The following is a 16,743-nucleotide window of genomic DNA, read 5'->3' as shown; positions in this document are numbered from 1 at the left end:
GAGCGGAGGGCCAGACGGATCAGGGCAAAAACTTGTTTGAGCCGCAGGCGAGTTGTTTTTGACCCCGGCTGGACCGAGCACCGCAGGTTGCCCGTAGCGAAGCGCAGGGACGCAGACAGCAGGGTCGCCTTTTCTTTTGCTTACTTTGCTTTTGGCGAAGCAAAAGAAAAGTGAGTTGCCGCCGGGCAACCCCCGGCCCCGGACCGCAAATCAACATCAGCGTCCGGCATGCCACTTAACTTATTTAAGCAGACCCTCGTGCTTCATGGCCGCCTGCACAGCTGGCCGAGCCGCAACACGCTCCCGAAACGCAGCAATGTTCGCAAACCCCGAAATATCCACCCCGACCCGCGGCGCCCAGTTGGTCACAGTGAAGAGGTAGGGGTCGGCCACGCTGAAGGCATCGCCCATCAGGTACTGCTTGCCGGCGAGCTGGCTGTCCACCCACTTGAGGCGCGACAGCAGCTTGTCGATGACGATGGTCTTGTAGTCGGCCGGTGTGGCGGCATTGAACAGCGGGCTGAAGCCCTTGTGCAGTTCGGTGCCGACAAAAGTCAGCCAGGACTGCAGCTTGTAGCGCTCCAGCGTGCCGTTGGCGGGTGCGAGTTTCTTCTCCGGCACCTGGTCGGCGATGTACTGCACGATGGCCGGGCCTTCGGCGATGCGTGTGCCGTCGTCCAGCTCCAGCAGCGGGACATAACCCAGCGGGTTGATGGTGTAGTAGTCGGTGCCGTCTTCCAGCTGGTGGGTTTTGGTGGGCGCCAGCACATGCTCGAACTTCAGGCCCGACTCGTGCAGCGTGATGTGGGGTGACAGGGAGCAGGCGCCGGGGGAGTAGTAAAGTTTCATGGTGTCTTGTCCTTTGTGGGGTAGCGGAGTGCGGTGGGAGTGTGGCGGGAATGTCGCACAGCCCCTCATGCTAGCCGGAACAGCGGATTATTGCTGGCCGGGCGCGCCACAATAGCCGCATGGCAAAACTTTTCAAATGGCTGGTGTTCCTGGCCCTCGGCTTGATGGTGCTTCTGGCCGTGGTGGCCTACACCTTGCACCGCTGGGTCAGCACGGACGACTTCCGCCAGCGCGTTGAGCGGGAGGCGTCGGCCGCGCTGGGCGTTCCCCTGACCCTGGACAGGGTGGCGGTGGACATCTGGCCTTTGCCCGCTGTGGCGCTGAGCGGTATTTCCGTGCAAAGCAAGCCACCGCTGACGCTGGAGCGCGTGGAAGTGCGGCCCGAATGGCGCCCGCTGTTGCAGGGGCGCCTGGAAGTGGCCACCCTGCGGGTGCGCCGGGCGGTGTTGCCGCAGCAGGGCATTGACGCGCTGCTCCTGCTGCTGCAAAAGAAGAAGCAGGCGGTGCCTGTCAAACCGGGCGCACCGGCGTCTGCAGCCAACACGGGCCCGGAAATGAACCGGCTTGACTGGTTGCCGCGCCGCACGGTGCTGGACGAGGTTACCTGGGTGAACACCACCGGCGCACGCACCACGGTCAAGGGCGAGGCCAGCCTGGGGGCCGATGGCCTGCCGGAGAACGCTTCGATCAAATTGACAGAAGGCAACCTCCAGGGTCTGGAGGCAACGCTGCAACGCGTGGAAGCGCAAGCCGGCGAGGCCGGCGGTGCCGCACAGTGGGACTTGCTTGTGAAGGTGGGCGGCGGCAAGCTGGAAGGCCGCCTGGGCCTGCAGCGCGGTTTTGTGGCGGCCGCAGCAGCAACGGCCGCCGCCAAGCCGGGCGCCAAGGCGCCGCCGGTGGCGCGTTCGGCGGAAGAACTGGTGCTGCAGGGCCAGCTGAAAACCAGCGGTGTCGAGGTGTCCGCACTGACGGCGCCCGCCAAGGCCCTGACCGGCCAGCTTGACGCCACGACCACGCTCAATGCGCGCGCCGCCACCACGGCTGCGCTGGTGGATGCGCTGCAGAGCCACACCACCTTCACGGTGCGCGATGCAGTGGTGAACGGGCTGGACCTGGCCAAGGCGGTCAAAACGGTGGGGCTGAGCCGTGGTGGCCAGACCCGGCTGGATACCTTGGCCGGGCAGGTCAGCACCCTGGGGCGGTCGGCGCAGCTGACCAATCTGGTGGCGAGCTCCGGAGCATTGAGCGCCACCGGCAATGTGGCGGTCTCGTCCGCCAAGGCCCTGAGCGGGCAGGTCAGCGTGACCCTGGCCGGCGACAGCAAGATCGGCAGTGCCATTGGTGGCGCCGTGGGGGTGCCGCTGGTGGTGGGCGGCACGCTGGACAACCCGGAAGTCACGCTGTCGCGTGCGGCGCTGCTGGGGGCCGCCATCGGCACGGTGTTGCTGCCTGGCGTGGGTACCGGGGCCGGCGCTGGTGTGGGCGAAAAGGTCGGTAAAAGCTTGCGCGGCATCTTTGGCAAATAAGCCGGACGCCTTCCCGGTTGATGCGTCAATGAGCGCTTACTTGCCCCTAAAGCCTTGGCTGTTCTGAAGTTGCGCTGAGCTGCGTCCTTGTCCTACAGGGCCATGCGGGCGCTGCTGATTCGGAAAATCGTCGCCTGCTTTTAGCATGGGCTTATGGGTCATGGGCTGCGTTGACTCACCTTGACTTCACACTTTGATGCCCATGACGTGCGTAACGCCGTAACGCCTCATCCTGCGCATTCGCGCAAGAGGCCACTTTCTGGAGGCCATCATGCTCAAGTACGCGATTATTTTTGCGCTGATTTCATTGGTTGCCGCTGCCCTCGGTTTCGGTGGTGTGGCAGCGGGCGCAGCAGGCATTGCCAAAATCCTGTTCGGCCTGTTCCTGATCCTCGCGGTTATCTTCATCGTGCTGGCTGCGCTGGGTGTAGGCGCTGCAAAGAAAGCGCTGAAGTAGATGGCTGCGAGCACCGACATGCCGGCCAGCACCATGGCCGCGCGGTTCCGGCAGCGGCTGTTCCACCCGTGGCGACAGCCGGGCAATGAGGCTGCGCGCTTGCCTGCGTCGCCTGCCGGTGTGGCGCCCAAACGGCCGCTGGGTTTCCAGGCCAGCATTGCCGAGTTTTTACTGATCAACCGCCTGCGTGCGCGCCGGCCGGCTGCACCGTCTGCCGATGTGCTGGAGCGCGCGGCCCGCATTGTGTTTGTGACCTGCAAAAACTGGTTTGCACCGGCCGAGAACCGGGAAGTCAGCCACCGCACACGTCTCTGACTGCGCGGCCGCCTGACGCACATTCCTGCAAACCGTGCCGCTACTGCACGTCACGCATCCACAAGGTTTCTTTTCACCGGTTCAGGCTTATGCACACTACCCTTATTGACCTGCTGCTGGAATACGAGGTCACTCATCCTGCCCATTTCCTGTTTCACATCGAGGCGGCTTTTCACGAAGGCCACCACGTTGTGGAAGAGCGCCTGACCATCACGCCCAGCATGAAGGTGCGGAATTTTTCGGATGAGCGCAGCGGCAACCGCTTTATTCGGCTGGATGCTCCCAAGGGCGTGCTTTCGGTGAACTACCATGCGCGCGTGGAGCTGCACCCGGCCCCGGTTCCCCTGCACCTGGACGAAACCCCCGTGACGGCGGTGCCGGATGAAGTGCTGCGCTACCTGATGCCCAGCCGCTATTGCGAATCCGACGTTATGAGCCGGGCCGCGCAGCAGCTGTTTGGCCACTTGCCGCCGGGCATTGGCAGGGTGCGTGCCATCGAGGCCTGGATTCACGACTCGATTGGCTACCTGCCGGGTTTCAGCAACTCCACGACGACCGCGCAGGAGGTGTTTGTGCAGCGCGCGGGTGTCTGCCGTGACTTTGCACACCTGGGCATCACGCTGTGCCGGGCCTTGAACATTCCGGCGCGGCTGGTGGTGGGGTATGTGCATTTTGACGAGCCGCCGGAAGATTTCCATGCCGTGTTTGAAGCCTGGCTGGAGGGGCGATGGGTAATTTTTGACCCGACACGCATGGCGCCTATCGACCGCCTGGTGCGCGTGGGCACAGGCCGCGACGCCAAGGACGTGGCCTTTGCAACCATTTTTGGCGGTGTGCAGATGCTGCGCAAGGAACTCTCGATCACCGAGGGAGACATCCTGCCCGGCGTTTCAACAGGCGTGCATTCGCCCGCGCTGACCGTGGTCACGGTTTAGCCCGCAGGCGCTGCCATGGCTGCCGCGTTGCGGCGCTTCAGCACCAGCAGCCCGAACAGTGTGGCCGTGATGTACATGCTGAAGGAATAAATCGCCGCCGGCAGGGCCAGCTGGAAGTTGTTCAGCACGGCCAGCGCGATGAAGATGGCCAGCGTCGCGTTGTGAATGCCGATCTCGTAGCTGATGGCGGTCGAGATGGGTTTGTCCAGGCCCGTGGCCCGCGAGACGTAGTAGCCGGCCAGCAGGCTCACGAGGTTGAAGGCCAGCACCGCAGGGCCGACAGCCGCAAAGGTGCTGGCAAGCGCCTGCCACTCCTTGACGACTGCGCCAATGGCCACCACGGCCAGCACGATGATGCTGAAAATCTTGGTCGGGTTTTCGCTGCGCGCGGCCCAGGCGGGTTTGCGCGTGCGCAGCCACATGCCGATGGCCACCGGCACCAGCACGATGACGATCACCTCCACCACCTTGCCGAACTGCAGCGGCACGACCTGGCCGGTTTTGGCGAAGGTCTCGATCGCCCAGTTGGCGATCACCGGCATGGTGACGATGGACAGCAGCGTGTTGATGGCGGTCAGCGAGATGTTCATGGCCACGTTGCCGTCGAAGAGGTGGCTGAACAGGTTGGCCGAGATACCACCGGGCGAAGCGGCCAGCAGCATCAGCCCCACCGCAAAGAGCGGCGGCACATTCAGCAGGACGATGATCGCGTAGCAGGCAACGGGCAGCACGATGACCTGCAGCACCAGTGCCACCGCCACGGCCTTGGGGTATTTGAGCAGGCGGGTGAAGTCCTCGACCTTCAGGGTCATGCCCAGGCCGAGCATGACCAGCGCGAGCGCCGCGATCAGCAGCTGCGCGACGACAGGTGAGCCGCCGCTCATGACTTGTAGCTTTCATCGAGTTTGTCGAGCTTGCGGATCAGCGAGGGCCAGACAAAAGCACCACCCAGGCCGCCGGTCTGTACACGCATGGCCTCGGCCACACCCTTGACGATCAACGGGTTGACCTCGGTGAGTTCGCCACCGGCCTGCGCGTCCAGCTGGATGCGGCAGGTGTTCTCGAAGGTGTACATGCTGAGGAAAGCGTCGGCAATCGTTTTGCCGACGACTAGCAGGCCGTGGTTGCGCAGCATCAGGAAGTTGGCTTGCCCCAGGTCGGCCTGCAGGCGCGGTTTTTCATCGTCGCGGAAGGCCACGCCTTCGTACGCGTGGTACGCGAGGGACGCCAGCACGAAGGTGGACTGCTGGCTGATGGGCAGCACGCCGCACTTTTGCGCGCTCACGGCCACGCCGGCACGCGTGTGGGTGTGCAGCACGCAGCCGGCGTCGGCGCGCGCGTCGTGGACCGCACTGTGGATCACAAAACCGGCCGGGTTTACCGGGAAGGGCGTATCAATGATCTTGTTGCACTGGCCGTCGATCTTGACCAGGCTGGAGGCCGTGATCTCGTCGAACATCAGGCCGTAGGGGTTGATCAGGAAATGGTGATTGCCGGCGCCGGAAATGGTCTCAGGCAGCTTGGCGCTGATGTGGGTGAAGACGAGGTCGCTCCAGCCGTAGAGCGCGACGAGGCGATAACAGGCGGCGAGGTCGCAGCGCAGTTGCCATTCTTCGGCGCTGACGACTTCCTTGAGGGAGGGGATGTGCATGAGGGTTGTCTCCGTGGTGTGTATGAATAAAGGTGCTCTGCGGCATGAACTGCCCACGATACGTGGGTGCTTGACGGGGAACTGTCAAAAATTTGACAATTGACCGCATGCCTGTCGTTCCGAAGACACCTTCGCCCCTTTCACCGCTCTCACCGCCATCCTTGCTTGCCCGCATGTCGGCCAACCCGTGGTTCGGTGCGCTGCCGGCGGCGGACCGTCAGGCGCTGCTGGCGTCGTCCGAGGTGCTGCGCCTGCGGCCCGGCGAAATGCTGTTTCGCCAGGGGGATGCACCCGGCGGCTTTTATGGCCTGCTCGGCGGCCTGCTGAAGATCTCCTCGCTGCGGGAGGATGGGCGCGAGGCGATTCTGGTGGTGCTGGAGGCGGGCAACTGGATCGGCGAGATCTCGCTGATGGACGGCGAGCCGCGCACGCACGATGCCACGGCCCAGTCGGCGGTGGAGGTGCTGGTGGTGCCGCAGCCGGCGTTTGCCGCGCTGATGGAGGGCGCGCCGTTTGCGCGTGCGATCGCGGGGCTGCTGGCCGCGCGCGTGCGTTCGCTCTACGGCATGGTGGAAGACGCCGCGCTGCGTTCGACGCGCGCCCGGGTGGCGCGCCGCCTGCTGTTGCTGGCGCGCGGCGATGCCACGATGGCATTGAAGGCGCGGCCGGTGGTGCGGGTTTCGCAGGAGGCGCTGGCCATGATGCTGGGCATCTCGCGGCAGACGCTGTCGGTGGAACTCAAGGTGATGGTGCAGCGTGGCGCCATCGCGCTCGGTTACCGCTGCATTGAAATTGTTTCGCCTGCGCGGCTGGAGGCGTTGGGCAACGTATCGCGCTAGGGCGGGTTCAATGCCGGCCGGGCCGCGTGTCGTTTTCCAGCCGGGTCAGCCAGACCATCGCGCTTCCCGCGTCGGCGCCACACATCTCGGCAGACGCCATGAGCTGCCCGCACACCGCAGGCCGTTCGGGCTGGCCGAAAATCAGGCAGCGGTTGGCATCGTCCAGCTGCGCGCAGCGCACGCCGGCCGGCTTGCCGTGCGGCATGCCGGGTATGGCGGAGCTGATGGAGGGCGCGATGCAGCAGGCGCCGCAGCCGGGACGGCAGTTCATGGCTGGTGGTTTGCTATGAAAAATATAGCTGCTCGCGCAGATTTCTATTGGGCTGGAGCCGTATTTGATGCTCAAAAAAGGCCTGTGGGGCCGTTTGTGGGGCAAAAATCAGTCGGGTTTGATTTTTGCCCGTGCCGCCACTTCCTTCCAGCGCACCTGCTCGGTCTTGATGAAAGCGCCGTACTGCGCCGGGGTGTCGCCGATCGGCTGGGCGGTGTCGCCGCGCAGGCGTTCGGTGGCCTGCGGATTGCGCATGGCCTTGTTGCAGGCTTCGGCGATGCGGTCGATGTTGGCCTGCGGCATGTTGGCCGGCGCATTGAGGCCATACCACTGCGTCATTTCAAAACCGGGGTAGCCGCTTTCCGCCACGGTAGGCACGTCGGGCAGCTGGGGCAGGCGCTCCTTGGTGCCGGTGGCAATGCAGCGCAGCTTGCCTGACTTGATGTGCGCCAATATGGCTGGCGCACCTACGCTCGCCGCTTCGAGCCGCCCGGCCAGCAGGTCGGTCAGCTGCGGGCCGGTGCCGCGGTAGGGCACGTGCAGCACAAAAATGCCGGTGGCCATCTTCAAATATTCAAACGCCAGATGGCCGGCACTGCCGTTGCCGGCCGAGCCGTAGTTGAGCTGGCCGGGCTTGGCCTTGGCCAGCGCGATGAATTCTTTCAGGTTGTTCGCAGGCACGCTGGAATTGACGACATACAGGCTGGGCACCTTGGCCAGCAGCGAGATGGGCTTGAAGTCCTTGTTGGTGTCGAAGGGCAGCTTGTCGAAGATGAAGGGGTTGACCGCCATGGTCCCGATGTGGCCCAGGATGATGGTGTGGCCGTCGGTGGAGGCTGCGCACTCCTGCATGGCGATGTTGCCGCTGGCGCCGGGCTTGTTTTCCACAAACACGGTTTGGCCCAGGCTCTTGGTGAGTTCGTTGGCCGCTGAGCGCGCAACGATTTCCGAGCTGCCGCCGGGCGCGAAGGGTACGAGCAGGCGTATGGGTTTGCTGGGCCAGGTGCTTTGCGCGTGCGCGCTGCCGAGAAGAAGGCCGGGGAAGGCCGAGACAGCGGCTGCGGCGCTGCCGGCCTTGAGGCCAAACTGCAATGCGCCGCGGCGCGTGTTGAGGTGTTTCATCTGATGTGTCTCCATGTTGTGGTCGCCGCCGTTTTCATCGCCGGCGTGTCGGTCCAATATAGGACCGAACATGAGGTGCGGCGCTACGTGATTCCGCTAATGAGGCTAACCCCCATGCGCTAGATGAAGGATGCGTCGAAACGTTCGCGCGCGGCCTTCAGGTTCTGGTGGTTGCGCTCGGCCCAGTTGTCCAGCGGGATCAATGTTTCGCTGAGCGACTGGCCCAGCGCGCTGAGCTGGTATTCCACATGGGGCGGCACGGTCTGGCGGTCAAAGCGCAGCACCAGGCCATTGCGCACCAGCTCCTTGAGTGTCTGCGTCAGCATCTTTTGCGAGATGCCTTCGATGCGGCGCATCAGTTCGTTGTTGCGCACCGGGCCGTCAGCCAGCGCCGGGATCACCAGCAAAGCCCACTTGCTGGCCACCAGCTCCAGCGCTTGCCGCGACGGGCAGGCCTGGCTAAACACATTTGAAGCGTCGGTGGGTGGGTCGCCGGGAATTGTCATGGTTACCAGAAGGTGCGTACTTGCCTATGGGTAATCGTAAACCTAAGCTGGTGGCTCTTCAACCGATTAACCCTGTTCCTGAAAGAAGTCCCCTGATGGCCTGGCTCTATTTACTCGCTGCAAGCATTGTCGAAATCGCAATGGCTTTGTTCCTGAAATCTTCCGAAGGCTGGACGCGCCTGTGGCCCAGCGTGCTGGGGGTGGCCGCGGCCGGCGCCAGCATTTTCTTTTTGACGCATGCCGTCAAGACCTTGCCGGTGGGTACGGCCTACGCGATCTGGACGGGCATCGGCTCGGTCGGCGTGACGCTGATTGGCATTCTCTGGATGGGCGAAAGCGCCTCGGCACTGCGCCTGACCTGCGTGGCGTTGGTCGTGGCCGGCATGGTGGGCCTGCGCTTGCTGGATGGCACTGTTTGATCAACCCATCGCACGGAGAAACGCATGACCCATCTGGTTTATATCGAAGCCTCGCCGATGCAGGCGGCATCCACTTCAACTTCCGTCGCCACCGCCTGGCTGGACGTCTATCGCCAGGCGCATCCAGACGTCACCGTGGACACGATCAACGTGTGGGACATCGACCTGCCGCCTTTTGACGCCGACATGATCGCAGCCAAGTTTGCCGTGTTGCGCGCGCAGAATGCGACAGCGCCGCAGCAGGCGCTGTGGGCGCGGGCAGTGGAGGTGTCGCAGCGCTTCAATGCGGCGGACCGGTATCTCTTCAGCCTGCCGATGTGGAATTTCGGCATTCCCTATCGGCTCAAGCATTTCATCGATGTAGTGACCTTGCCGGGGCAGAACTGGAGCTGGTCAAGAGAGGCCGGTTATAAGGCGCTGCTGCCAGGCAAGAGTGCGACGCTGGTGTATTCAAGCGCAGGCGCGTATCTGCTGCGGCCCGAGGAAGATGAATCCGATTTCCAGAAACCATACATGCGGCGCTGGCTGCGTTTCCTGGACATTGCGGTGACGGCGGAAATCAGCGCCGCACCGACGCTGGTGCCGCCCGAAGAACTGGCGGCGACCAGGGCCGGTGCGATGGAACGCGCCCGCACCTTGGCCTCAACCCGTTAAGTTATGTCGCCAGCCGGGCGCTGGCAAACAGCACCTGGTCGATCACCGCCTGCACATTTTTGAGGTGCGCATCATCGAGCAGCTTGCCGTCCGCGTCAAAAGCGGTGCCGGCGCGGCCCAGGGCAAAAGCCTTGGGCGCGACCCAGCACTGCGCGTTGAGCAGCAACGGCACCAGATGGCTTTGCGAACGCAGGCCGCCCAGCGCACCGGGCGAGGCGCTGAGAACGCCCACGACTTTGCCAGTGAAAGACTTGAAGCCTTCGTGCCAGGCCGGGTCGCTCTTGACGGGGCTGGAGACCCAGTCGATGGTGTTCTTGAGCAGCGCGGTGTAGCTGCCGTTGTACTCGGGCGAGCAGATGATCCACGCCGGGTGTTCAAACATGAGCTGCTTGAGTTTCATCACGTCGGGCGGCGTGCCCTGCGCCTCCAGGTCGGCGTTGTACATGGGGATGTCGAAGTCGGCCAGCTCGATGTGGGTGACTTCGGCGCCGCTGGCGCGCGCCAGTGTGGCGGTCACCTGGGCGAGTTTGCGGTTGAAGGAGTTTTGGCGGATGCTGCCAGCAAAGACGAGTAGTTTCATGCCCGCTATTGTGGCCGTTAGGGTGCAGGCTTTGGGCCCTCTGCCGCACACAATCGTCTTTTAGAAGTCTTTTGGGTCTGCAGCCCAAGCAGGGAAAGCGCGGGCAGCTATTAATTTGATAGCTAAACCCTGAGGCCAAGCAAGGCCATGCCCTCCGGCGGGCCGCACAAATCAGGCCTCGCCTGATAAAATCACGCCTTCGTCCTGTGGGGACCGATGGGCCAGGGCACCGCATGGCGTGCCGTGCGGCTGCGGCAGGCCTGGCCACCATCGACACCGGACCGCTCCATGGCATGCAGGCGCCCCAGCCTGAAAGCCGCTTTACCCGAAGGAGGCGTGATGCACTCGCCTTATGTTTACCCGCAAGAATTTGACGTGATCGTGGTCGGTGGCGGCCATGCCGGCACCGAGGCCGCGCTGGCTTCCGCACGCATGGGCTGCAAGACTTTGCTGCTGACCCACAACATCGAGACCCTGGGCCAGATGAGCTGCAACCCGTCCATCGGCGGGATCGGCAAGGGCCACCTGGTCAAGGAGGTGGACGCCATGGGCGGCGCGATGGCACTGGCCACCGACGAAGGCGGCATCCAGTTCCGCATCCTGAACAGCTCCAAGGGCCCGGCCGTGCGGGCCACCCGCGCGCAGGCCGACCGCATTCTGTACAAGGCGGCGATTCGCCGCAAGCTTGAGAACCAGCCCAACCTGTGGCTCTTCCAGCAGGCGGTCGACGACCTGATGGTCGAGGGCGACCGGGTTGTCGGGGCGGTGACGCAGGTCGGCATTCGCTTTCGTTCGCGCACCGTGGTGCTGACGGCCGGCACTTTCCTGGACGGCAAGATCCATGTTGGGCTCAATAACTATTCGGCGGGCAGGGCGGGCGACCCGCCGGCGGTATCGCTTTCGGCCCGGCTCAAGGAACTCAAGCTGCCGCAAGGCCGGCTCAAAACCGGCACACCCCCGCGCATCGACGGCCGTACCATCGACTTCAGCAAATGCACCGAACAACCCGGTGACGGCATGCCGGGCGGCACTGAAGGGCCGGTGCCGGTGTTCAGCTTTATGGGAGGCGGAATTGCTCATCCGCGGCAGATGCCGTGCTGGATTACCCATACCAACGAGCGCACCCACGAGATCATCCGCTCCGGTTTTGACCGCAGCCCCATGTTCACCGGCAAGATCGACGGCGTCGGCCCGCGCTATTGCCCGAGTGTGGAAGACAAGATCAACCGCTTCGCCGACAAGGACAGCCACCAGATTTTCCTGGAGCCGGAAGGCCTGACCACGCACGAGATCTACCCCAACGGTATTTCGACCAGCCTGCCTTTTGACATCCAGTACGACCTGGTCCGTTCCATGGCGGGGATGGAAAACGCCCATATCCTGCGACCCGGCTACGCCATCGAGTACGACTACTTTGACCCGCGGGCGCTGAAATCCAGCTTTGAAACGCGCGCCATTGGCGGGCTGTTTTTTGCCGGCCAGATCAATGGCACCACCGGTTATGAAGAGGCGGCGGCCCAGGGCATGTTCGCCGGTATCAACGCCGCACTGCAATGCCAGGAGAAAGAAGCCTGGTTGCCGCGGCGCGACGAAGCCTACCTGGGCGTACTGGTCGACGACCTGATCACCAAGGGCGTGACCGAGCCTTACCGCATGTTCACCAGCCGGGCCGAGTTCCGCCTGATGCTGCGCGAAGACAACGCCGACATGCGCCTGACCGAAAAGGGCCGGGAACTGGGTCTGGTAGACGACGCCCGCTGGGATGCTTTCAACCGCAAGCGCGACACTGTTTCACGTGAAACAGCCCGGCTTCGGGCAATCTGGGTCAACCCCAACAACCTGCCGGTGGCCGAAGCTGAGCGGGTTCTGGGCAAGTCCATCGAGCGGGAGTACAACCTGCTGGACCTGCTGCGCCGCCCGGATGTGAACTACGCCGGACTGATGTCACTGGAGGAGGGCAAGTACGCCAACCCCGAACTGGCCGCCGAAGCAGCGGCCAGCGACGACATGGCCAAAAGCGTGATCGAGCAGATCGAGATCACGGCCAAGTACGCCGGCTATATCGACCTGCAAAAGACCGAGGTCGAGCGGGCCGCGCACTACGAAAACCTGAAACTCCCGACGGATCTGGATTACCTGCAGGTGCCCGCCCTGAGCTTTGAGGCGCGCCAGACCCTGGCCAAACACCGGCCCGAAACCCTGGGTTTGGCCTCCCGGATTTCCGGCATCACGCCCGCCACCATTTCCCTGCTACTGGTGCACCTGAAGAAAAACCTCTGGAAAAACACGACGCCGCTCCAGGCGGCCGGGGCTTCCACCGAAAAAGCCCAAGCCTGATGCGGGGCGGTGAACAGGATTTGCGCGCCGGCCTCAAGGCGCTGCAGCTGGACTTGAGCGATGCACAAGTCGGCCAGTTGCTGGATTACCAAGACCTGATCGGCAAATGGACCAAGGTGTACAACCTGACCGCCGTGCGCGACCCGGCTGAAATGCTGACCCACCATTTGCTGGACAGCCTGGCGGCGGTGCTTCCGCTGCGCCGGCAACTGAAAAAAGCCGGGCTGGAGCAGGGTGCTCGCTTGCTGGATGTGGGTTCCGGCGCCGGCCTTCCGGGTGTCGTTATTGCGATTTGCTGCTCCAATGTAGCGGTGACTTGCGTGGATACGGTGGCCAAAAAAGCCGCGTTTATCAAGCAAGCGGCGCTGGCTTTGAAGCTACCCAACCTCTCCGGCCTGCACGCCCGGGTCGAAACCATCACCGCCCCTTTTGACGTGATTTGCTCCCGGGCCTTTGCGTCCTTGGTCGATTTCACCAACTGGTCGACCGACGCGCTGGCACCGCAAGGTGTGTGGATGGCCATGAAGGGCAAACACCCGGCCGACGAAATTGCCGCCCTGCCAGCCGGCGCTGAAGTGTTTCACGTGGAACAACTGCAAGTTCCGGGGCTGGACGCCGAGCGCTGCATTGTCTGGATGCAGGCGAAAGCCGCCGCCAGCCCGGCCTGAAAACCGGGGCCGAGCGCCTCAGCCCGTTGTTCGGGCACAAAAAGAAACCTCTGCGGACACTGAATCAGCCCTGATCGGGCTGGTTTGGCATTTCTGCGGCACACCCCTGTCGTAAACTCACAGCCTCACTTCTCTCTACTTTCTGGAGAACCTCCATGTTGGGCTCATTCGTCGCTACTACTGGTGTGGCCGACTACGGCGCTTTTGTCGTCGCCATCATTGTCTTTTTGCTGATTCCCGGTCCGGGCAACCTGGCGCTGATCACCTCGACCAGCAAGGGTGGCATCGCGGGCGGCCTGGGTGCAACCTTTGGCGTGATTGCTGGCGACCAGGTTTTGCTCTGGGCGGCGGTCGCGGGGGTGTCGGCCATCATGGCGGCCTACCCGACGGCTTTTCATATCGTCCAGTGGACGGGTGCCATTTACCTGGCCTGGCTGGGCATCAAGATGTTGATGGCCAAGCCCGGTGACGCGCCCTTGCTCAATATCAAGCCGCGCCACTACTTTCAGCAGGCGATGATGATCACCTTGCTGAACCCCAAGGCCATTGTGTTCTATATGGCTTTTTTCCCGCTGTTTGTCGACCCGGCCCTGCACCAGGGGCTGAAGACTTTTGCCGTGATGGCGGCCACGATTGCGGGCCTGACTTTCCTGTATGGCCTGACCTCGGTCATGATCACCTACCACCTGGCTGAGCGCATACGCGCCAACCCGAAAATCACGGCGGCCCTCAACAAGCTGGCCGGCGTTTTCCTGATCGGCTTCGGCCTCAAGCTCGCGGTATCCAAATAAGCCGCCATCGCATTTCGCGTCCTCTCTCGAACAAAAACTAAAAGCACACATGGCCAAAATATTCTGCATAGCCAACCAAAAGGGTGGGGTAGGGAAGACAACAACGACGGTGAACCTGGCCGCAGGCCTGGCCAAAGTCGGCCAGCGTGTGCTGATGATTGACCTGGATCCGCAGGGCAATGCCACCATGGGTTCAGGCGTCGACAAACGCAAGCTGGAAATGACGGTGTACGACGTGCTGCTGGAATCGGCCTCGGTGGCCGAGGCACGCGTGCACAGCGAGAAGTGCGGCTACGACGTGTTGGGCGCGAATCGCGAACTGGCCGGCGCAGAGGTCGAACTGGTCGATGTCGAGCGCCGCGAAAAGCGCCTCAAGCTGGCGCTGGCCGAGGTCGACAGCCAGTACGACTTCGTGCTGATCGACTGCCCGCCGTCGCTCAGCATGCTGACGCTCAACGGCCTGTGCTGCGCGCACGGCGTGATCGTGCCCATGCAGTGTGAATACTTTGCGCTCGAAGGCCTGACCGACCTGGTCAACACCATCAAGCAGGTGCACGCCAACCTCAACAAGGACCTGCAGATCATTGGGCTCTTGCGCGTGATGTTCGACCCGCGCATCACATTGCAGCAGCAGGTGAGCGACCAGCTCAAGGAACACTTTGCCGACAAGGTGTTCAACACCGTGATCCCGCGCAACGTGCGCCTGGCCGAAGCGCCCAGCTACGGCTTGCCGGGCGTCGTGTTTGACCCGGCCTCCAGGGGCGCGCAGGCTTTCGTCACGTTTGCCGAAGAAATGGTGGGGCGCATCAAGGCGATGTGAACCGCACAAGTGCTGTTCTGTAAGCAAAAATGCCTGCAGACCAATAAGCACGGGCGCAAGCAGCTATTAAAATCATAGCAAGCTGATTCTTCTTTTCATGAAACCCGACAACGTCCTCATTCTTCCCGGCTGGAAAAACAGCGGCCCCGGCCATTGGCAAACGCTGTGGGAGGAGGTCGACGGCTACACCCGCGTGGAGCAGCACAGCTGGATGCACCCACTGCGCGGCGACTGGACGGCGCGCCTGGAAGAGGTGCTGTTGTCCTGCGACGAACCTGCGGTGCTGGTGGCGCACAGCCTGGGCTGCATGCTGGTGGCGGCCTGGGCCAGCCACTCCAGGAACATTCACCGCGTCAAAGGTGCGCTGCTGGTGGCCCCGCCTGACGTCGACCGCGAAGACGTGCGTGAGCTGCTGCCCAGCTGGTCGCCAGTGCCGCTGAACAAACTGCCGTTTGAGAGCGCGCTGTTTGCCAGCATTGACGATCCTTTCTGCGCGATCCAGCGGGCGCGGCAATTCGCGGCCGCGTGGGGCTCTACCTTTGTGGACACCGGACCTTGCGGGCACCTGAATGCCGAGAGCGGCCTGGGCGGCTGGCCCGAAGCGTACCTGCGGCTGCTGCAGCTCAAGGACCTGACCTCGCCGGCCATTGAACCTTCACCCGGCATCACCCCTGGCCTATGACCTCATTTTTTTATCAACGCACGCGCGCGCGCTACCTGCAACTCGCCCTGATAGTGCTGGCGACAGGGGCGAGTGCCTCTCTGCATGCCGAGCCTGATGAAGAGTTGCTTGGAAAATCGCAAAATTATCCGCTGGGCAACGTGAACAACTGGCAGCTCAACCCTTTTCGCGTTGGCTCCTGGTCGGCGCTCGACAAAGTGCCCGGGGTGCGGATCCGCGTGGTCGGGCACCCGGCCGAGGCCAGCCCCTTGCCGCGCGCAGCCAGCCCGGCGGCGGTCAGCTACCGCTACAAGAACACGAACTACACGCTGGCCGACTACCTGGACCGCCAGCGCGCCACTGGCCTGCTGATCCTGAAAAACGGCGAGATCGTCGCCGAGCACTACCGCTACGGCCGTAAGGACGACGCGCGGTTTTTATCTTTTTCCATGGCCAAGAGCGTGACCTCGCTGCTGGTCGGCAAGGCACTCTCGCTCGGGTTGATTGCCTCGCTCGACGACCCCACCGAAAAATACGCAAGAGACCTTGCCGGCAGCCCCTATGGCGCCACTACGATTCGCCAGCTGCTTCGCATGAGTTCAGGGCTGACGTTTACCGAACGTTACGATGGCAAGGACGACATCGCGCGCCTGTCGCGCGCCTCGTTCGGGACGCCTGGTGCGGGCATGCCGCTGGATGTGCTCAAGTCCATCACCGACCGGCATTCACCCCCCGGCGAAAAGTTTGTCTACGCCGGCTCCGAGACCGACGTGCTGGGCCGCGTGGTGGTGGCCGCCACCGGCAGGAACATGTCCGAGCTCACCACGGAGTGGCTGTGGAAGCCCATGGGCGCCGAACATGATGCCTTCTGGCGTGTCTCCGCCGACGGGCAGGAGCAATCCTACGGAGCCTTCAACGCCACCCTGCGCGACTGGGCGCGGCTGGGCCAGTTGCTGGCCAATGACGGCCGTGCCATCGACAAGGCCACCGGCAAACCCGGCGCATTGCAGGTCTTGCCGCTGGACTACCTGCTGGACGCCACGGATCCGGCGCGCCAGCCGCCCGCGTTCAAGCCGCGCAAGGCCACGCCTTACTTTGGTTATGGCTACCAGTTCTGGCTCATGCCGCTGCGGGCACGCACTTTTGCCATGCAGGGCATCCACGGCCAGACGGTATATGTGCAGCCGTCCACCGGCATTGTGATGGTGCTCACCTCGGTGTGGGAACAGGCCGGCGGCAAACAGGATGCGCAACCTTATGAAGAGCGCGACGCCCTTTGGCGCGGCGTGCTGCAATCACTGGGCGGGGACCTCACGCCCGGCTCGCAATGACGAATTGAAAG

Annotated in this window: 20 protein-coding genes; 13 read left to right on the top strand and 7 right to left on the bottom strand. The window is 63.3% G+C overall.

The genetic code is table 11. From position 1 onward, the window contains the following. Positions 1 to 240: 240 nt before the first annotated feature. On the bottom strand, positions 241 to 849 hold the full coding sequence (gene gstA / locus AC1DU8_RS20540; RefSeq protein ID WP_457281861.1) for a glutathione transferase GstA: 609 nt from the start codon (positions 847 to 849) through the stop codon (positions 241 to 243). 119 nt (positions 850 to 968) lie between these two features. Here gstA and AC1DU8_RS20535 point away from each other — a divergent pair, with 119 nt between their 5' ends. The 4 genes from AC1DU8_RS20535 (at position 969) to AC1DU8_RS20520 (ending at position 4,082) form a co-directional block, all read left to right on the top strand. Continuing rightward, positions 969 to 2,375: an AsmA family protein gene (locus AC1DU8_RS20535; protein WP_477667023.1), complete on the top strand. Its 1,407-nt coding sequence runs from the start codon at positions 969 to 971 to the stop codon at positions 2,373 to 2,375. Between the two features lie 271 nt (positions 2,376 to 2,646). After that, entirely contained in the window at positions 2,647 to 2,832 is a 186-nt protein-coding gene (locus tag AC1DU8_RS20530; protein ID WP_457281859.1) for a DUF1328 family protein, read from the top strand. Next, a complete protein-coding gene (locus tag AC1DU8_RS20525) occupies positions 2,833 to 3,147 on the top strand; it encodes a hypothetical protein (RefSeq protein WP_477667022.1) in 315 nt (104 codons plus the stop codon). Between the two features lie 89 nt (positions 3,148 to 3,236). Beyond that, the gene (locus AC1DU8_RS20520) at positions 3,237 to 4,082 is read left to right on the top strand and encodes a transglutaminase-like domain-containing protein (protein WP_457281857.1); all 846 of its coding nucleotides are present in this window, start codon (positions 3,237 to 3,239) and stop codon (positions 4,080 to 4,082) included. Here AC1DU8_RS20520 and AC1DU8_RS20515 read toward each other — a convergent pair. After that, complete coding sequence (locus tag AC1DU8_RS20515; RefSeq protein ID WP_457281856.1) at positions 4,079 to 4,966, bottom strand: bile acid:sodium symporter family protein; 888 nt, start codon at positions 4,964 to 4,966, stop codon at positions 4,079 to 4,081. The two genes, AC1DU8_RS20520 and AC1DU8_RS20515, sit on opposite strands and share 4 nt — an antisense overlap. Next, complete coding sequence (locus AC1DU8_RS20510) at positions 4,963 to 5,733, bottom strand: class II aldolase/adducin family protein (protein WP_457281855.1); 771 nt, start codon at positions 5,731 to 5,733, stop codon at positions 4,963 to 4,965. The genes AC1DU8_RS20515 and AC1DU8_RS20510 overlap by 4 nt, the downstream gene beginning before the upstream one ends. Positions 5,734 to 5,906: 173 nt before the next feature. Between AC1DU8_RS20510 and AC1DU8_RS20505 the strand changes: the two genes are divergently transcribed. Continuing rightward, positions 5,907 to 6,572 (top strand): Crp/Fnr family transcriptional regulator, encoded by a 666-nt coding sequence (locus tag AC1DU8_RS20505; RefSeq protein WP_477727220.1) that lies wholly within the window; start codon positions 5,907 to 5,909, stop codon positions 6,570 to 6,572. A 7-nt stretch (positions 6,573 to 6,579) separates the two neighbouring features. Here AC1DU8_RS20505 and AC1DU8_RS20500 read toward each other — a convergent pair whose 3' ends face one another. The 3 genes from AC1DU8_RS20500 to AC1DU8_RS20490 all read right to left on the bottom strand — a co-directional run bounded on the left by AC1DU8_RS20500 (position 6,580) and on the right by AC1DU8_RS20490 (position 8,471). Beyond that, complete coding sequence (locus tag AC1DU8_RS20500; protein ID WP_457281854.1) at positions 6,580 to 6,843, bottom strand: YkgJ family cysteine cluster protein; 264 nt, start codon at positions 6,841 to 6,843, stop codon at positions 6,580 to 6,582. A gap of 108 nt (positions 6,844 to 6,951) precedes the next feature. Beyond that, positions 6,952 to 7,965, bottom strand: coding sequence for a Bug family tripartite tricarboxylate transporter substrate binding protein (locus AC1DU8_RS20495; protein ID WP_457281853.1), 1,014 nt, complete (start codon positions 7,963 to 7,965; stop codon positions 6,952 to 6,954). A 119-nt stretch (positions 7,966 to 8,084) separates the two neighbouring features. Continuing rightward, positions 8,085 to 8,471 (bottom strand): winged helix-turn-helix transcriptional regulator, encoded by a 387-nt coding sequence (locus AC1DU8_RS20490; protein WP_457281852.1) that lies wholly within the window; start codon positions 8,469 to 8,471, stop codon positions 8,085 to 8,087. 95 nt (positions 8,472 to 8,566) lie between these two features. Between AC1DU8_RS20490 and AC1DU8_RS20485 the strand changes: the two genes are divergently transcribed. Further along, on the top strand, positions 8,567 to 8,890 hold the full coding sequence (locus AC1DU8_RS20485; RefSeq protein WP_457281851.1) for a DMT family transporter: 324 nt from the start codon (positions 8,567 to 8,569) through the stop codon (positions 8,888 to 8,890). A 24-nt stretch (positions 8,891 to 8,914) separates the two neighbouring features. Next, positions 8,915 to 9,544, top strand: coding sequence for an FMN-dependent NADH-azoreductase (locus AC1DU8_RS20480; RefSeq protein ID WP_477667019.1), 630 nt, complete (start codon positions 8,915 to 8,917; stop codon positions 9,542 to 9,544). A 1-nt stretch (position 9,545) separates the two neighbouring features. On the opposite strand, the gene AC1DU8_RS20475 is transcribed toward AC1DU8_RS20480, so the two are convergent. Next, a complete protein-coding gene (locus tag AC1DU8_RS20475) occupies positions 9,546 to 10,124 on the bottom strand; it encodes an NADPH-dependent FMN reductase (RefSeq protein WP_477689703.1) in 579 nt (192 codons plus the stop codon). Positions 10,125 to 10,463: 339 nt separating this feature from the next. On the opposite strand from AC1DU8_RS20475, the gene mnmG reads away from it, so the two are divergent. The 6 genes from mnmG to AC1DU8_RS20445 all read left to right on the top strand — a co-directional run bounded on the left by mnmG (position 10,464) and on the right by AC1DU8_RS20445 (position 16,732). Continuing rightward, positions 10,464 to 12,461: a tRNA uridine-5-carboxymethylaminomethyl(34) synthesis enzyme MnmG gene (gene mnmG / locus AC1DU8_RS20470; protein WP_477689702.1), complete on the top strand. Its 1,998-nt coding sequence runs from the start codon at positions 10,464 to 10,466 to the stop codon at positions 12,459 to 12,461. Next, positions 12,461 to 13,129 carry a 16S rRNA (guanine(527)-N(7))-methyltransferase RsmG gene (gene rsmG / locus AC1DU8_RS20465; RefSeq protein WP_457281847.1) on the top strand — a complete coding sequence of 223 codons (669 nt, stop codon included), beginning with the start codon at positions 12,461 to 12,463 and terminating at the stop codon, positions 13,127 to 13,129. The genes mnmG and rsmG overlap by 1 nt, the downstream gene beginning before the upstream one ends. Positions 13,130 to 13,284: 155 nt before the next feature. Beyond that, complete coding sequence (locus tag AC1DU8_RS20460; RefSeq protein ID WP_477701562.1) at positions 13,285 to 13,920, top strand: LysE family transporter; 636 nt, start codon at positions 13,285 to 13,287, stop codon at positions 13,918 to 13,920. Between the two features lie 49 nt (positions 13,921 to 13,969). After that, on the top strand, positions 13,970 to 14,740 hold the full coding sequence (locus AC1DU8_RS20455; RefSeq protein WP_457281845.1) for a ParA family protein: 771 nt from the start codon (positions 13,970 to 13,972) through the stop codon (positions 14,738 to 14,740). Positions 14,741 to 14,837: 97 nt separating this feature from the next. Beyond that, on the top strand, positions 14,838 to 15,422 hold the full coding sequence (locus tag AC1DU8_RS20450; RefSeq protein WP_457281844.1) for an RBBP9/YdeN family alpha/beta hydrolase: 585 nt from the start codon (positions 14,838 to 14,840) through the stop codon (positions 15,420 to 15,422). Further along, positions 15,419 to 16,732 carry a serine hydrolase domain-containing protein gene (locus tag AC1DU8_RS20445; protein WP_477667018.1) on the top strand — a complete coding sequence of 438 codons (1,314 nt, stop codon included), beginning with the start codon at positions 15,419 to 15,421 and terminating at the stop codon, positions 16,730 to 16,732. Before AC1DU8_RS20450 ends, AC1DU8_RS20445 begins: the two co-directional genes overlap by 4 nt. Positions 16,733 to 16,743: the final 11 nt, after the last annotated feature.

The sequence above is a fragment of the Polaromonas sp. P3_A5 genome (assembly GCF_056403055.1).
Note: the sequence above shows the minus strand (reverse complement) of the source record. Positions and strands in the feature narration are given on the sequence as shown.

Coding starts and splice junctions, on each gene's coding strand:
- gstA (WP_457281861.1), bottom strand. CDS start 849: ATGAAACTTTACTACTCCCCCGGCGCCTGCTCCCTGTCACCCCACATC.
- AC1DU8_RS20535 (WP_477667023.1), top strand. CDS start 969: ATGGCAAAACTTTTCAAATGGCTGGTGTTCCTGGCCCTCGGCTTGATG.
- AC1DU8_RS20530 (WP_457281859.1), top strand. CDS start 2,647: ATGCTCAAGTACGCGATTATTTTTGCGCTGATTTCATTGGTTGCCGCT.
- AC1DU8_RS20525 (WP_477667022.1), top strand. CDS start 2,833: ATGGCTGCGAGCACCGACATGCCGGCCAGCACCATGGCCGCGCGGTTC.
- AC1DU8_RS20520 (WP_457281857.1), top strand. CDS start 3,237: ATGCACACTACCCTTATTGACCTGCTGCTGGAATACGAGGTCACTCAT.
- AC1DU8_RS20515 (WP_457281856.1), bottom strand. CDS start 4,966: ATGAGCGGCGGCTCACCTGTCGTCGCGCAGCTGCTGATCGCGGCGCTC.
- AC1DU8_RS20510 (WP_457281855.1), bottom strand. CDS start 5,733: ATGCACATCCCCTCCCTCAAGGAAGTCGTCAGCGCCGAAGAATGGCAA.
- AC1DU8_RS20505 (WP_477727220.1), top strand. CDS start 5,907: ATGTCGGCCAACCCGTGGTTCGGTGCGCTGCCGGCGGCGGACCGTCAG.
- AC1DU8_RS20500 (WP_457281854.1), bottom strand. CDS start 6,843: ATGAACTGCCGTCCCGGCTGCGGCGCCTGCTGCATCGCGCCCTCCATC.
- AC1DU8_RS20495 (WP_457281853.1), bottom strand. CDS start 7,965: ATGAAACACCTCAACACGCGCCGCGGCGCATTGCAGTTTGGCCTCAAG.
- AC1DU8_RS20490 (WP_457281852.1), bottom strand. CDS start 8,471: ATGACAATTCCCGGCGACCCACCCACCGACGCTTCAAATGTGTTTAGC.
- AC1DU8_RS20485 (WP_457281851.1), top strand. CDS start 8,567: ATGGCCTGGCTCTATTTACTCGCTGCAAGCATTGTCGAAATCGCAATG.
- AC1DU8_RS20480 (WP_477667019.1), top strand. CDS start 8,915: ATGACCCATCTGGTTTATATCGAAGCCTCGCCGATGCAGGCGGCATCC.
- AC1DU8_RS20475 (WP_477689703.1), bottom strand. CDS start 10,124: ATGAAACTACTCGTCTTTGCTGGCAGCATCCGCCAAAACTCCTTCAAC.
- mnmG (WP_477689702.1), top strand. CDS start 10,464: ATGCACTCGCCTTATGTTTACCCGCAAGAATTTGACGTGATCGTGGTC.
- rsmG (WP_457281847.1), top strand. CDS start 12,461: ATGCGGGGCGGTGAACAGGATTTGCGCGCCGGCCTCAAGGCGCTGCAG.
- AC1DU8_RS20460 (WP_477701562.1), top strand. CDS start 13,285: ATGTTGGGCTCATTCGTCGCTACTACTGGTGTGGCCGACTACGGCGCT.
- AC1DU8_RS20455 (WP_457281845.1), top strand. CDS start 13,970: ATGGCCAAAATATTCTGCATAGCCAACCAAAAGGGTGGGGTAGGGAAG.
- AC1DU8_RS20450 (WP_457281844.1), top strand. CDS start 14,838: ATGAAACCCGACAACGTCCTCATTCTTCCCGGCTGGAAAAACAGCGGC.
- AC1DU8_RS20445 (WP_477667018.1), top strand. CDS start 15,419: ATGACCTCATTTTTTTATCAACGCACGCGCGCGCGCTACCTGCAACTC.